We start from the raw sequence: 12845 nt of genomic DNA on the forward strand, positions 1-12845 counted from the left end.
TTTGCTTACATCAGTAGAATATCATACAAGAAAAGTAAATGTGGTCGGCTGCTTCGATTTTTACTTGCGTCAGGGAATGCAAATTTCCGCATCAGATATTGATCAAGATACAAATGAAAAAGAATATACAATGATTTTTGAAAAATAAAATCACAGCTATTTCTCCTGAACTAAAAGTTCAAAAAAACATTCAAAGAAGCAAAAATCCCGCACCTTTTTATCTAACTTGCTGGTTTTTATTAAATAAGTTCAACGCGCATGGAACAATAGACTTGCAAAGCGATGAAGACAAAATTGAGATTTTTAAAGAACTGGAGGATAAAAATGAAATTACTTATTGCAGGTGTAGGTTTTATTGTTCAAGATTGGTTAACCATTACCAAGGACTTAAAAGATGTTGAGTTGGTTGCTATTGCCGGCGTTGAGGCCGACAAAGAAAATATGAATAAGCTTCAAGAAAAATATAGCATTAGAGAAGTTTATACCGACTATGATCAGGCTCTAAAAGAAGCAGATGTTGATACGGTTTACGTTGGCGTGCCCAACTTTTTGCATTATTCATTTGTGAAAAAGGCCTTGAATGCCGGCAAGAACGTTATTTGTGAAAAACCATTTACGGTCAAGTATGCTGAATTTGAGGAATTAAAAGAATTAGCCCTAAAAAAAGATTTGGTTTTGGTGGAAGCAATTACTAACCAATATTTGACTAATTACAAAGAATTAAAAGATAAGGTGAAAACTCTCGGTTCCGTTCGTATCGTTTCAATGAACTATTCGCGATATTCTCATCGCTACGATGCTTTCAAAGAAGGAAAAGTTTTGCCTGTTTTTGATCCAAAAAAGGGTGGCGGTGCCCTGATGGATTTGAATATTTACAACATTCACTTTATCTTTGGTCTATTTGGCCAACCGAAGAGCGTTTACTACTTTTTTAATATTCAAAGAAATGTTGACACTTCCGGAATGTTGATCCTGGATTATGGCAATTTTAAGGCAGTGTCAATTGCCGCTAAAGACTGCGTAGCGCCCGTTACTTCAATGATCGAAGGCGAGGATGGCACGATTGTAGTTAATGGATCGGCCAATGTGATGGATTCATTTGATTTGTATAAGGGCAATGAAAAGACTGAGCATGTTGATGATAAGATTTATCCTCACCGCATGTATGAAGAATTCAATGAATTTGCCCGGATGATCGAGAAGCATGATATGGCGAAAACCAAGAAGATGCTTGAGCACAGTGACGAAGTAATGCAAATCGTTCAAAAGGCTTGCGACGATGCTGGTCTTGAATTGGAATAAAGAAAAAGAGTTCTGCAAAAGCAGAGCTCTTATTTATTTAAAATCGTTTCGCGATAAAGAATAGCGAAGATTAAATTTAAGACGTATTCAAAGGCAAACTGAGAATAAAAGGTAGCAACTTTGTGCTTTTTTTCTTCATCAGGAATAATTAACAGATAATCACTGTTTTTAGCCAACAAACCATTTCGATCCGCGGTAATTACAATTGTTTGCCCATCGCTATTTTGCAAATTGCCCATCACGTGTTCGTAATCTTCATTACTGGTTCCGTATGTGACAATCATAGCGACGTCATCTTTTCTTAGATGCTGACTGTTGCTGAAGGCCTCATCATTTTCCGATGCAAAAATTGGATAGATATTGAGCTTATTGACTTTATTAATAAAACTGCGGGCAGTTAAACCTGAGTCGCCGATCCCGAAGATAAAAATACGGTTGGCAAAGAGCAGCTTTCGCGCGATTTATTCAACTTTTGCCATCTCAAGGGATGAATAAAGAAGTTTCAAACCATTCTCATATAAATCAGTCATCGACTTTGCAATTTCATTTAGGCTGTCAGCTGGTGTGAAAGGGAAGGTGAAATTGACATCATTATTAATGAACTTTTGATTTTCGCGTTCCTTAATAAGCTTAATCTTTAAGTCGGGAAAGCCGGAACAATTAACTTTATGGCATAACCGAATAATTGAAGCATTTGAAGTGTGCGTCTGCTGAGCCAAATTATTTGTATCGTTAATAAAGATTATTCTAAACTATCTGAGATTTAAGACAACTTATCTATTCGCTTAATAAATCCAAGGCGGCAGCACCAACCGCTTTCGCAGCTAGTGGCAATGCTTTAACAAATGTCACTTCGTCTGATCCATACTTCTACATTGAAGTACACAAGGTTCTTGATACGACTGATCAAACTTTTGAAGAAGGTTCAAGTGAAGCCACAAATTGGAGCGCAACCAACGATGTGACCAGCGTAAAGGATTTAAAGAAGCCAACCTCCTGTATCAACCGGTGTTGCTTTCACTGAAGTTGCTAGTGATCCAAGCAAGGCTGAAGTTATTAGTATTAAAGATGCCAATGGTAATACTATTTCCAACATTGATGCTTCAACTCCAGCTGGTACTTACTATGTAACTATTGGCTACAAGCTTAATGATTCTGATGATCCTTCAATGCTGATCACGAAGACTTCCAAGATTACTATTACTGCTAAGCCTGTAACTCCAGTAACACCATCAAATCCATCTGAACCAACTAGCCCAAGTCAACCAACAAGTCCAACCACTCCAACTCAACCAACAGCTCCAACAAACAACAATGATAACAACGTAGCTCCATTGCCTGAAACTGACGATAATCAAAATGGCAGTGGTGATGATAATAATCAAAGTCAAGAAACTGTTGCTCCTAAAGCTCAAAATGCGACTGCTAAAGGTCAAAAGACAGTAGCTAAGGGCAGCAAGAGCAGCGCTTCCAAGTCTAGTGAAAAGAAGAATGCTTTGCCACAAGCTGGTGAAAAGCAAAATGAATTAGGCTTGATTGGTTTAGCTTTGGCTACTGTTGCAGGATTGTTTGGTCTTGCTGGTCGCCGCAAGGAAAATTAATTAAAGTTTACATTAAAAGAGATCCCTAACTTATGGGTTAGGGATCTTTTTTATGCCAATTACGATTACGGTAATTTATAGAATTAAAAAAGCTAGACGCTCATCGTCTAACTTTTCTATTTAACGTTAACCTTAAATTTAGCAGCTTTTGCATTTAATGATGCTAAAGGTTCAAAATGTAATTCAAATTTACCTAATTTATTTGTTCCAAAACCTGTGACTACATCTGCTTCTTTTCCTGCAGTAATTGAGTCAATAGTTTGGTCATTTAATGGATATGTTTTTAACTTACTATTACTTGGGCCATAAACATTTAAATCAGTTCCAACGGCTAAATCATCCGAAGTCTCATTTTTAACATGGTAAGTAACTTTTAAAACATACTTTGGATTGCTGTCCTCAAATTGATTACGTTCTTTGGTTAGTTTAACTGATTTTAAAGTATAAGTTACTTTGTCTACTTTAACGGTATCTCCAATTTTATAGAATTCTGTCTCTTTCTTTGAAGAAACACTGGATTTTTCTGCCTTATCGTCACTGGTTGAACTGTCACAAGCGACCAAACCCAATCCGAGTACAAATACAATTATATTAGAAGTGTAATAGCTTACATAATTTTATGCCTGTCTATGCATGTTTTCTGTCAAATGCGGGCCTTTCTCATGTATACTATGTATATTATACTTATAACGTATTGAGGGATGTACAGTGGAGATTCATAACAAACAGTTTAAAATATTAGTCCGAAAAAAATTGTTACTAAATATCATTTCAGAAATCCTTCTGATTGTCGGTGGAATTCTCGCCATTAGACCAGAATCCAATTTGACTATTTCATTAATCGGAGTCGTAATCTTTTTCATCGGTTTTGGAATTGAAATTAGAGCGTTGGTTTTGCGCAACAGCAAAAAGTACAAGAAGCTGCAGGAGGAAGAAGACGAATTAACTCGCATGGAACAGATTGTAGCTAACGTCGGATTAGCGATGACTATTGCTGGCATGATTTTTATCATCGCCTTATTTATCGGTGCTATCGTCTTTCTTTTCGTTTTTACTCATTCGTGGACCAAAGTTATCTTCTTCGTTTTAGCTTTTGAATTAGTAACCGATTTATGGGATTACTTCAAATTAAGTCAAAAAGAATAATTTGTATACTCTTATTCTGATGTGGGATAAGAGTCTTTTTTATCTTTTTTAAAATTTTTTGTATAAAATAACAGCCTGTTTTCGTTATTCTATACAGAGCTCAAATACTAGTATAATAGGCATAACTGCAATTTTTGCACGCTTGATCATCTTATATTATTGGGTAGAATGATAAGTGAATAGAGATATCAGAGTGTATAAAATGCTTATTAGGATCAAGGTTTTAAAGATGAGAAAGATAGTTAGATTTGTTTCAAGTATCGTTCTGTCAATTGGTTTATTAGGAGTAGGAGGTCAAGTTGCTGCAGCTGATGGAGGAAGTTCTGCACCACAATTCGATTCTGAAGAAGTTGCACCAACCAATCCTACTATTTAAAAAGGGAAATAAGATCATTGTTATTGCCAAAGACAGGTCACCAAAACACTCTAGCTTTAGGCTTGATTGGTGTAGCTGTTTCATTCTTGGCCTTGATTCTTCTATTGTTGATCTAATCGTGGTTAGACCGAGTAAAAGTTGAAAAATTGAATAACAGGTTGGTAAAATGATCAAATCTCAATAGAAGATTTGGCCATTTTATTTTTTGTATAGAAAATTACTTTATTTCTGCGTCAAAATTTTAAAAGAGAACTATAATGTAGGTACTGTGAGAAAGGAAGTTTTTATTATGGCAGCAGATGAAAAAGAAATTGAACAAACCGCAATGATTGATCGTAAGATGGATCAAGTTTTTGATTGGGCTAAGGGCAACGATATGCCTATTCGTGACGCTATTTGGGACCACGAAATGGAAGCAAATGGCCGTGACACGATGAAGACCGAAGCAGCTGTTAAATGGATCTTAAAGGCTGATGACGATAAGATCAAAGACTACTGCGAAAAGAACTTGAAGAAATAACTAAAATATTCTACTTGATAATTTCGTCTGCAAAAAAGCTGATCAGGGCAATTCCTGACCAGCTTTTTTAATGCTACACTTACTAAAAAAGTTGGTTTTCAAATGTTTGAAGAAATAAAAAATAAATCGGTTGCCTGGTTAGGAATCATCAGTTTCATGGTGAATTACTTTCCGTACGCAATCTATATTCTGTTGATTAATCGCAACGGCTCGTTAATTAGCGATGTTCTGTCGATGGCTATTTTTTACGCCTTTAGAAGAACAGCGCTCTTCATTTTTCGTGATAGGGGAAGCCTGGCATTTTAAAGGCTCCCAATTTTTTCTTGTTAGCTTGACGATATTTAATATGTGCCCACATGATAATCAGCCAAACAACTAAGAAATTAATTGTTGAGACCGTCGAAACAATATCAAAAATTCTTGCTGGCATTAAGTAGTTCAAAATAACTACAATGAATAAAATCAAAGATGAAATAGTTAGAGCGTTTTTTGGAATAGCTTTGTTGCTTAGTTCGCCCAGTTTTTTAGGAGCATTGCCGCCGCGGGCTAATGCATAAAGTGAACGACTGGTAGAGAAAATTGCACTATTGGTTGCCGACATTGCTGCAGTTAAAACCACGAAATTCAATATTCCGGCTGTTCCCATGACGCCAATAGCAGCAAAGACTTGAACGAAGGTACTAGAGGTTGTTTTAATTTGATTCCATGGATAAATCGCCATGATTGCCAGCATTGAACCGATATAAAAGAGTCCAATTCTTACAGGCAAAGTATTAATAGCTTTAGGGATGTCTTTTTCTGGATTAGCTGTTTCGCTGGCCGTTAGTCCTACAATTTCCACACCAACAAAGGCAAAGACAACCATTTGAAATGATGTAAGAAAACAGCTGATTCCTGTCGGGAAGAAACCACCATTGCTGACCAAATTTACAAGCGAGGTCGTGCGCCCGGCAACTTTTGTGTGAAAAAGCAATAGAACTGAACCTGTCAAAATTAGTGCAATGATTGCAATAACTTTGATCATTGAAAACCAGCTCTCAAGTTCGCCAAACAGCCCTACATCGACCATATTTACAAACATTAAAATAATAACGATTAACAAGGGTCCTACCCATTGCGGAAGCCAGGGAAACCAACATTTTAAGTAGATACCCGTAGCGGTTAAATCGGCCATCGCTAAGTTTAGCCAGCAAGCCCAATAGGTCCCAGCCGGCGACGAATTCTGTTCGATCGCCTAAATATTCTTTTACGGCATCTAAAAAGGAATGTTTAGATGGATCAGTTAGGATCGACTCTCCTAAGACACGCATCATAAAAAAGGTAATGATTCCTACAATTAACTAGGAAAGAATGATTGATGGGCCGCACTTTTGATGGCTGAACCTGAACCCAAGAATAATCCGGTACCAATTGCACCGCTGATCGCAATCATCGTCACGTGGCGGCTTTTGAGTCCGCGATTCAACTTTTCATCTTCCATAAAAACACTTCCTCTGAACCTTAGTAAAAATTGAGTTTTGCTTCATAATAGTGGATTGTGTTTTATTATAAGCATATTAAAAAGATATTGTCAATTTGAATAAAGATATAGTATTAATTAGAAATACATATTAAAGAATACGCCAACGAAAAAATCAGACGCTTTAATTATGAAGTGTTACTAATTATCAAATAACAATATTATGTTTGAGGATGAAAGATATGGAAGTTTTTGCGTAAACAACTTGGAATCATTAATGCTGAGTAAGTGAATTATAATTTTCGTAAAATAAGAAGAGGGATAGACAAGATGTTTGGAAGAAAAAAACGTATTAATGAAGAAAAACAATTTTTAGCAATGATTAATTATTTGCTTGATGATGATACAGTTGCTCCGAAGGAACTTCAGGCTTTAGAAAAAGCAAAAAAGCGAATTGAAAAGGATGAATATTATCCACGAATTTTACAGGGCTTAATGAATGATCTTCGTCCCATGGCTTTGCACAGTGAACTTTCTAAGCATGTTGGTGAATAATATTTGCATGCAATTAATGATGCTTATCAAGATGATGGCTGGAACGGAATTAGTTTTATAAGTTTTTAGAGTATTAATTTATATGAGCAAAAAGACCTCTGTCTATGTATTAATAGCTAGAGGTTAGGGTATAAAAATGGCAATTAAAATCACTTTAAATCAGCTTTACGATATTATGTATGATAACATGGATCCCACTGGTTGGTGGCCAGGTCGCTCAGATTGGGAAGTAATTTGGTCAACGGTTCTAATTCAAAATACTAATTGGAAAAATGTTGCTAAGGCATTAAAGGATTTGTACAAAGTAAGTGGATTTTTGCCGCAAAAAATCTTAGCCTTAACGGATGAAGAATTGACTAATGCAATTAAAAAAGCAGGCTTCTATACTCGAAAAGTTAAAACTATTCAGAATTTAGCGAAATATTTTCAAAAGTATAGTTTTGATTTGGAATTGATGCAGGAAATGCCCAAAGAAAAATTGCGTAAAGAATTGTTAGCTATTAAAGGGATTGGCTCGGAAACGGCTGACGTGATTTTGATGTATGGTTTGCGTAAGGGCGAGTTTGTCGTTGACAATTATTCTTATCGTTTGTTTGAATGCTTGGGATGGAAGATGCCGAAGTATGAAAAGGCAAAGAAGATAATTGAAGGTGATTTGCAAGATTTTACTTTGCGTAATTACCAGAATTTCCATGCAATGATCGATACTTTTAACCAAGAATATAAGCTGCCGCAGGATTTTGGTAAATCATTTTTGGCAAATTATCAGTTAATTACGCCGGAAGAGAAAACTTCTGAAGAATTGCAAAAAATAAATTTGTAGAAAATGCGTTAAAATCTTAGTACTTTTTAAATCGAGTAACTGTGCTTGTTTATTGACATCAAGCTGCAGAAAAATATAAATTGATCGAATGAAAAGCCCTTATCTACATAAAAGTAGGTAAGGACTTTTTTATTAGAAAAATTGTTGTAATACAGACTTTATATTTTGCATCTCATCATCTGTCAATTTCCCTTTTAAGGAGCCACTGATTCGTTTATTTGGATCGATTGTACGAATATGTTGTAATAACGCTGTACCGTAAACTTTATCTTTATTAAGAAAAACAAAAAGTGGTGATTTCCTAAACTTTTCTTCTGTTTGATATTTTTTTGCTGAAGAAATAGGTACTACAATTACAGTATTAAAGACACGATTGTATTGATTATTACTAACTATAATGCATGGTCGTGTTTTTCTTTCTTCATTACCTTTAGAAGACTCCAAATTAATGAAATAAATTTCGCCTTCCTTATACATCAATCGATCCTTTCTTCTCCTACATCTTGTCCCCAATCTATCTCTGGAGTATCAATATTGCCGTAGACTTTTTCTTGAGCGTCGACTATATCCCATAGATTATTTTTAGGTTTTTCTAAAGTAACGGATTCATTATCTTTAATATTAAAAACAATGGTTTTATCATTTTTGTTAAGTTTCAATGTGTCACGAACTGCTTTGGGAATTGTAATTTGATTTTTGCTGGTAATTTTTGCTTGAACTTGCATAAAAATCACTCCTTATAAATTCTAAATAAATAGTACCTTGCTTTGTAAGGAAATATCAATTATTTATTCTTCTATGACTTATTCTTTATTTTTATTAAAAATCAATAGATAAAAGACAGCTGTCAATACTTCCGCAATTCCTTCCAAAGCAACAGCCATACTGCTGCCAAAATGTTGGACAATTAATCCGCCTAAAAAAGAACCAATTGGAATCATACAGTTAATAATAGGATATGGATCAGTAGGAAAAGTATCGAAAGTTGGATTTTTACGTTCTAATAATCTGTTAGGTAAGAGAGTACTAGTTTTAAATCCTAAAGGAACATTTCAAGAAAAGATTTTATCGAATTTGCCGCCATTAGTTATTCCTATTCCAAAAGGAGTTAAGGATGAAGAAGCAGTAGCATTAATAGGAGGGGGAGATGTTGCGTTAACATTCTTAAAACTATTAAGAAAGAGTTCACCAAAGCAAATAATAATCTACGGTGCAAATTCTGTGACAGGGTTGATTCTCATGCAACTTTTAACAAATTTAACAAAATTATCGATTGTGCCGATGACTACTAAAGCTTCACAAAAGTATCTTAATGATAAAATTTCTGAATATGGTATTAGAATTTCTAAACATATGGAAAAGATTCCTAGTACAGTAGTTGATATAGCTGGCAATGGTGTAACAAGAGAACTAATGGAACATGTTAGAAGTGGAGATAAAGTTTATAGTATTGCACAAAATAATTTAAGAGGCGTTCAATTTATTAGTAAACCGTCTTTTCCCAATGACTATCGAACTTTACTGCAATTGATTGCTAAAAAGCAATTGTTTATTCCGATTGGTGAAGTCTTTTCTATTGATAATATAAAAAGTGCAATAGATTATTTAAGTAGTCATCATAGTCGAGGAAGAATTTTGTTATCTTTTGAAAAATAAGGTGCGATATAGAAATAATCTGTTTCTTTATGGCATGGAAAATAAAAATTGCGAGTGAATGAAAAATACTGGTCAATTAATTTGTTGATTAATTTATAACTTGCTATAATATCACTAGATAAAAAAGAGGTCGACAATACAAATGTCAACCTCTCAGTGTAGAGCCGCTTCGGCGGTGCTATCCAAAATTTAATTAATGTTTTTGAATAACTGCCAGCTTTGCAGAGCTAAAGCAGTTATTTTTTTCGCCGATCTTTAAATTCGATCAGCTTCACTACCAATGCAATAATTATACTAAATACGAACATATGGTTGCGATGAGATTATATTACCAAATTGATGATCTTCTTGATCGAACCATTCACGTGCAAAATCAATTAAAGGCCGTAAGTTGATTACTTTGATAATACCTTTACTCAATTTAAGTAATTTGAATTCGTTAGGATATTTAGCTTCAAACGTTGTGCCATTTTTATCAATTCCATAATTAAATTTATTAATCATTTAGTACACTTAATACTAATTTATGGATAAATGAATCAGCTTTCCCTACTTTTTAATTGATAATATGTCCTTGAGTGTGTATACTTTGTGTATATAAAGGAGCGATTAATATGACTGTTAAATTAAGAAAAGTTGGAAATTCAAGAACCTTAACTGTTCCTAAAGAAATAAAGGCTGTTAGTGACGAATATACAGTAAAAAATGATGGTACTACAATCATTTTTACTCCTGTTAAAAAAAGAAAAAATATTTTTGCTGATCCAGAATGGAAAAATTATGATTATCAAAATGATGTAAAGAATGATACGGATTTGCAATCAGTAAAACCTGTTGGCAGGGAGGTTATTGATTAATGCAATTTCCTAAAAAAGGTGATGTAATTATTGCAGATGCAGAGCCACATTCAGGTCATGAAATGGGTGGTCATGATCCACGAAAAGGTGATATTCGTAGACATTATGTCGTTATGAGTACAAATGAATATAATGGCTACTCATATGTTTATCGGTATGCCAATTACAACTTCGAATAAATATGAAAATAATCCTAGATACTTACCTATTTTAATTAATGGTAACGGCAATACAGGCGTCAAAGGATATATTGTTTTATGGCAATTGCAAAATTTCGATTTTGAATCTAGAAATGGAAAAATTATTAATCATGTTGACCGTAAATTATTAGATAGTTTACAACGTTATGTAGACGACATGGTGGGAAAGGAATAAAAAAGAGAGATATCCTCCTGTCAAATTTTGAAGTATCCAGATTTAATCAGAAATTAAAAAATCACCTAAAGTTCATATTTTGAGTAGTCAATGAACTGATAGGCTTAAACAACTAACCAAAAATAAGAAAAAACTATTGTATTTTTCTGGAATTAAGGATATCATTCTACTTATAAATTGTAAGACATAAAAGGAGATGAAAAACATGTTGGCACTTAAATTTACAAATGAATCTAGAGAATGTTGTTGCTGTAACAGCATCTTATTTGATGTGCCTAACATGCAACGCATCTCTATCTATAATTATTTTAGTTAATTTATTTTTTATTGATTGAAATTCTTATTCAAACGAGCTGTAGTCATTTTAGGCTGCAGCTCGTTTTTTGTGTCTAAAAAAATATAAAAGGAGAGAATGACATGAATAAATTTAAGATTTTTGCGACAAGTTTAGTTACTATTTCTGCAGCGATAGTACTTGTGGCTTGTGGCAATACTTCTAATTCACAAAGTTCAAGAAATAGTAAAACTTTAAATTTGAGTACAACTGCCCCTTTGGACACGATTGACATTAGTAAATCCACCGGTTATGGCCAAACAGGTAATGTGTTCGAAAGTTTCTATCGCCTAGGTAGCAATGGTAAACCAACAGCGGGTTTAGCAAAGTCCGGGTCTGTTTCTAAAAACGGAAAAACTTGGACTTTCAAATTAAGAAATGCGAAATGGTCAAATGGAGATCCAATTACTGCTCAAGATTTTGTTTATTCCTGGCATCGTAGTTTGAATCCAAAAACTGCTTCACCATATTCCTACTTATTCAGCGGTGTGAAAAATGCCAACCAAATTATTGCAGGCAAAAAGAATCCCAATAGTTTAGGAATTTCAGCACCAAATAAGAGGACGGTAGTTGTGAAATTAACACGTCCAATTGCTTACTTTAAGGTTTTAATGGCTTATCCACTATTTGGGCCGCAGGATGCAAAAGTTGTCAAAAAATATGGTAGTAAGTATGCTACTAAATCACAATACCAAGTTTATTCAGGTCCATTTAAAATTACAGGATGGAATGGCACTAATGATTCCTGGTCATTTGTTAAAAATAAAAATTATTGGGATAAAAAAGCAGTTAAGCTGAACAAGATAAACTATGAAGTGGTTAAATCAAACAACACGGGCTATCAATTATATCAACAAGGTAAATTAGATTTAACGCCACTTTCCAGTGAACAGGTTAAAAACTTGAAAAGCAACAAAGATTTTAAGTCATATCCATATTCTTATGTTCGCTTCTTAATGTATAACTTTAAGGATAAAAACAAATTAAATCGGAAGGCTTTGAATAACCGCAATATTCGTCTTGCTTTATCATTGGCAATTGATCGAAATGTAATTACAAAAAAGGTTTTAGGTGACGGTTCTACAATCCCAACTGGTTTCGTTGCCAGTCAATTGGCTTCAGATCCAAAGTCCGGTACGGATTTTGCTAAACAGCAAAGCGTTAAAAATACTACTAATTATAATGTTGCTTTGGCTAAGAAATATTGGCAAAAGGGCCTAAAGCAAATTGGTGAAAAGAATTTAACTTTTAATCTTTTAGCTTCAAATGACAGCACCGATAGTGACCAGTTAACGCAATACTTACAATCACAATGGACCAAAGTATTAAAAGGCATCAAAGTTGATGTAACAAATATTCCTGCAAAATCATTTGATAGTCGTGCTCAAAGTGGCGATTTTGACATTGATTTGTCTGGTTGGGGTGGCGACTTTAATGATCCAATGACCTTTATGCAAATCCCAATGACAGGCACTTCATATAATTATGGCAAGTGGTCAAATAGTAAATATGATCAGTTAGTAAATCGGGGAGCCAACCAGGACGCAAATAATGTCAATGCCCGTTGGCAGGATTTGGTTAAAGCTGCTCGAATTGTAAATAGTGAACAAGCGATCACTCCAATTTATCAACAAACAACGGCTTATTTGCAAGATTCAAGGGTTCATGGCATTATTCATAACACTGCCGGTACGCAATGGAATTACAAATATGCTTACGTAAAATAGCAAAAAAAGTTTAAAAATGCGTTAAGAGCTTTTCCTCTTAACGTAATTTTTGTATGTATCTAGAGATCAGCTAAAACACTTTCGTTTATTCATTAGCAATTAAAATATTAGTTG

At 34.3% G+C, this 12845-nt stretch carries 17 protein-coding genes and 3 pseudogenes; 13 read left to right on the forward strand and 7 right to left on the reverse strand.

Annotation, left to right across the window (positions count from 1 at the left end):
• The first annotated feature begins 1 nt into the window (after position 1).
• Together D0Z64_RS08380 and D0Z64_RS07405 are read left to right on the forward strand one after the other, a co-directional pair.
• The gene (locus D0Z64_RS08380; RefSeq protein ID WP_155860217.1) at positions 2-148 is read left to right on the forward strand and encodes a hypothetical protein; all 147 of its coding nucleotides are present in this window, start codon (positions 2-4) and stop codon (positions 146-148) included.
• A gap of 176 nt (positions 149-324) precedes the next feature.
• Positions 325-1302 carry a Gfo/Idh/MocA family protein gene (locus tag D0Z64_RS07405; RefSeq protein ID WP_080881933.1) on the forward strand — a complete coding sequence of 326 codons (978 nt, stop codon included), beginning with the start codon at positions 325-327 and terminating at the stop codon, positions 1300-1302.
• 29 nt (positions 1303-1331) lie between these two features.
• On the opposite strand, the gene D0Z64_RS07410 is transcribed toward D0Z64_RS07405, so the two are convergent.
• Positions 1332-1763: an SIS domain-containing protein gene (locus D0Z64_RS07410; protein WP_080881934.1), complete on the reverse strand. Its 432-nt coding sequence runs from the start codon at positions 1761-1763 to the stop codon at positions 1332-1334.
• Positions 1764-2021, reverse strand: coding sequence for a MurR/RpiR family transcriptional regulator (locus D0Z64_RS07415; protein WP_164742139.1), 258 nt, complete (start codon positions 2019-2021; stop codon positions 1764-1766).
• 450 nt (positions 2022-2471) lie between these two features.
• Between D0Z64_RS07415 and D0Z64_RS07420 the strand changes: the two genes are divergently transcribed.
• Positions 2472-2903, forward strand: a complete 432-nt coding sequence (locus tag D0Z64_RS07420; protein WP_080881937.1) for an LPXTG cell wall anchor domain-containing protein — start codon at positions 2472-2474, stop codon at positions 2901-2903.
• A gap of 116 nt (positions 2904-3019) precedes the next feature.
• Here the strand turns inward: D0Z64_RS07420 and D0Z64_RS07425 are convergent, their stop codons facing one another.
• A complete protein-coding gene (locus tag D0Z64_RS07425; RefSeq protein ID WP_241244183.1) occupies positions 3020-3472 on the reverse strand; it encodes a DUF4352 domain-containing protein in 453 nt (150 codons plus the stop codon).
• 256 nt (positions 3473-3728) lie between these two features.
• Here D0Z64_RS07425 and D0Z64_RS07430 point away from each other — a divergent pair, with 256 nt between their 5' ends.
• The 4 genes from D0Z64_RS07430 (at position 3729) to D0Z64_RS07440 (ending at position 4945) form a co-directional block, all read left to right on the forward strand.
• Entirely contained in the window at positions 3729-4049 is a 321-nt protein-coding gene (locus D0Z64_RS07430) for a hypothetical protein (protein WP_127345853.1), read from the forward strand.
• A gap of 229 nt (positions 4050-4278) precedes the next feature.
• Positions 4279-4425, forward strand: a complete 147-nt coding sequence (locus D0Z64_RS08385; RefSeq protein ID WP_155860218.1) for a hypothetical protein — start codon at positions 4279-4281, stop codon at positions 4423-4425.
• A 17-nt stretch (positions 4426-4442) separates the two neighbouring features.
• Entirely contained in the window at positions 4443-4541 is a 99-nt protein-coding gene (locus D0Z64_RS07435; protein WP_164742140.1) for an LPXTG cell wall anchor domain-containing protein, read from the forward strand.
• A 173-nt stretch (positions 4542-4714) separates the two neighbouring features.
• On the forward strand, positions 4715-4945 hold the full coding sequence (locus D0Z64_RS07440) for a P8 family protein (protein WP_080881942.1): 231 nt from the start codon (positions 4715-4717) through the stop codon (positions 4943-4945).
• A gap of 286 nt (positions 4946-5231) precedes the next feature.
• Here the strand turns inward: D0Z64_RS07440 and D0Z64_RS07445 are convergent.
• Positions 5232-6425, reverse strand: a pseudogene (locus D0Z64_RS07445) (amino acid permease); the annotation flags it as partial.
• A 309-nt stretch (positions 6426-6734) separates the two neighbouring features.
• Here D0Z64_RS07445 and D0Z64_RS07455 point away from each other — a divergent pair.
• A complete protein-coding gene (locus D0Z64_RS07455) occupies positions 6735-6959 on the forward strand; it encodes a bacteriocin immunity protein (RefSeq protein WP_080881943.1) in 225 nt (74 codons plus the stop codon).
• 136 nt (positions 6960-7095) lie between these two features.
• Positions 7096-7782: an endonuclease III domain-containing protein gene (locus D0Z64_RS07460; protein ID WP_080881944.1), complete on the forward strand. Its 687-nt coding sequence runs from the start codon at positions 7096-7098 to the stop codon at positions 7780-7782.
• A gap of 132 nt (positions 7783-7914) precedes the next feature.
• On the opposite strand, the gene D0Z64_RS07465 is transcribed toward D0Z64_RS07460, so the two are convergent.
• The 3 genes and pseudogenes from D0Z64_RS07465 to D0Z64_RS07475 form a co-directional block, all read right to left on the reverse strand.
• Positions 7915-8259: a type II toxin-antitoxin system PemK/MazF family toxin gene (locus D0Z64_RS07465; protein ID WP_127345855.1), complete on the reverse strand. Its 345-nt coding sequence runs from the start codon at positions 8257-8259 to the stop codon at positions 7915-7917.
• Entirely contained in the window at positions 8259-8507 is a 249-nt protein-coding gene (locus D0Z64_RS07470; protein ID WP_006352242.1) for a type II toxin-antitoxin system PrlF family antitoxin, read from the reverse strand. The genes D0Z64_RS07465 and D0Z64_RS07470 overlap by 1 nt, the downstream gene beginning before the upstream one ends.
• Before the next feature lie 78 nt (positions 8508-8585).
• Positions 8586-8735 (reverse strand): annotated as a pseudogene (locus D0Z64_RS07475) (MFS transporter); the annotation flags it as partial.
• Between the two features lie 121 nt (positions 8736-8856).
• On the opposite strand from D0Z64_RS07475, the gene D0Z64_RS07480 reads away from it, so the two are divergent.
• From D0Z64_RS07480 to D0Z64_RS07500, 4 genes and pseudogenes are all read left to right on the forward strand, one after another.
• Positions 8857-9438, forward strand: a complete 582-nt coding sequence (locus D0Z64_RS07480) for an MDR/zinc-dependent alcohol dehydrogenase-like family protein (RefSeq protein WP_080881946.1) — start codon at positions 8857-8859, stop codon at positions 9436-9438.
• A gap of 614 nt (positions 9439-10052) precedes the next feature.
• The gene (locus D0Z64_RS07490; protein ID WP_006352246.1) at positions 10053-10295 is read left to right on the forward strand and encodes an AbrB/MazE/SpoVT family DNA-binding domain-containing protein; all 243 of its coding nucleotides are present in this window, start codon (positions 10053-10055) and stop codon (positions 10293-10295) included.
• Positions 10295-10670 (forward strand): annotated as a pseudogene (locus tag D0Z64_RS07495) (type II toxin-antitoxin system PemK/MazF family toxin). Before D0Z64_RS07490 ends, D0Z64_RS07495 begins: the two are co-directional and overlap by 1 nt.
• A gap of 417 nt (positions 10671-11087) precedes the next feature.
• Positions 11088-12731: a peptide ABC transporter substrate-binding protein gene (locus tag D0Z64_RS07500; RefSeq protein WP_080881947.1), complete on the forward strand. Its 1644-nt coding sequence runs from the start codon at positions 11088-11090 to the stop codon at positions 12729-12731.
• The last annotated feature ends 114 nt before the right edge of the window (positions 12732-12845 follow it).

Origin of the sequence: Lactobacillus amylolyticus (assembly GCF_003999355.1) — a bacterium.
Taxonomy (GTDB): domain Bacteria; phylum Bacillota; class Bacilli; order Lactobacillales; family Lactobacillaceae; genus Lactobacillus; species Lactobacillus amylolyticus.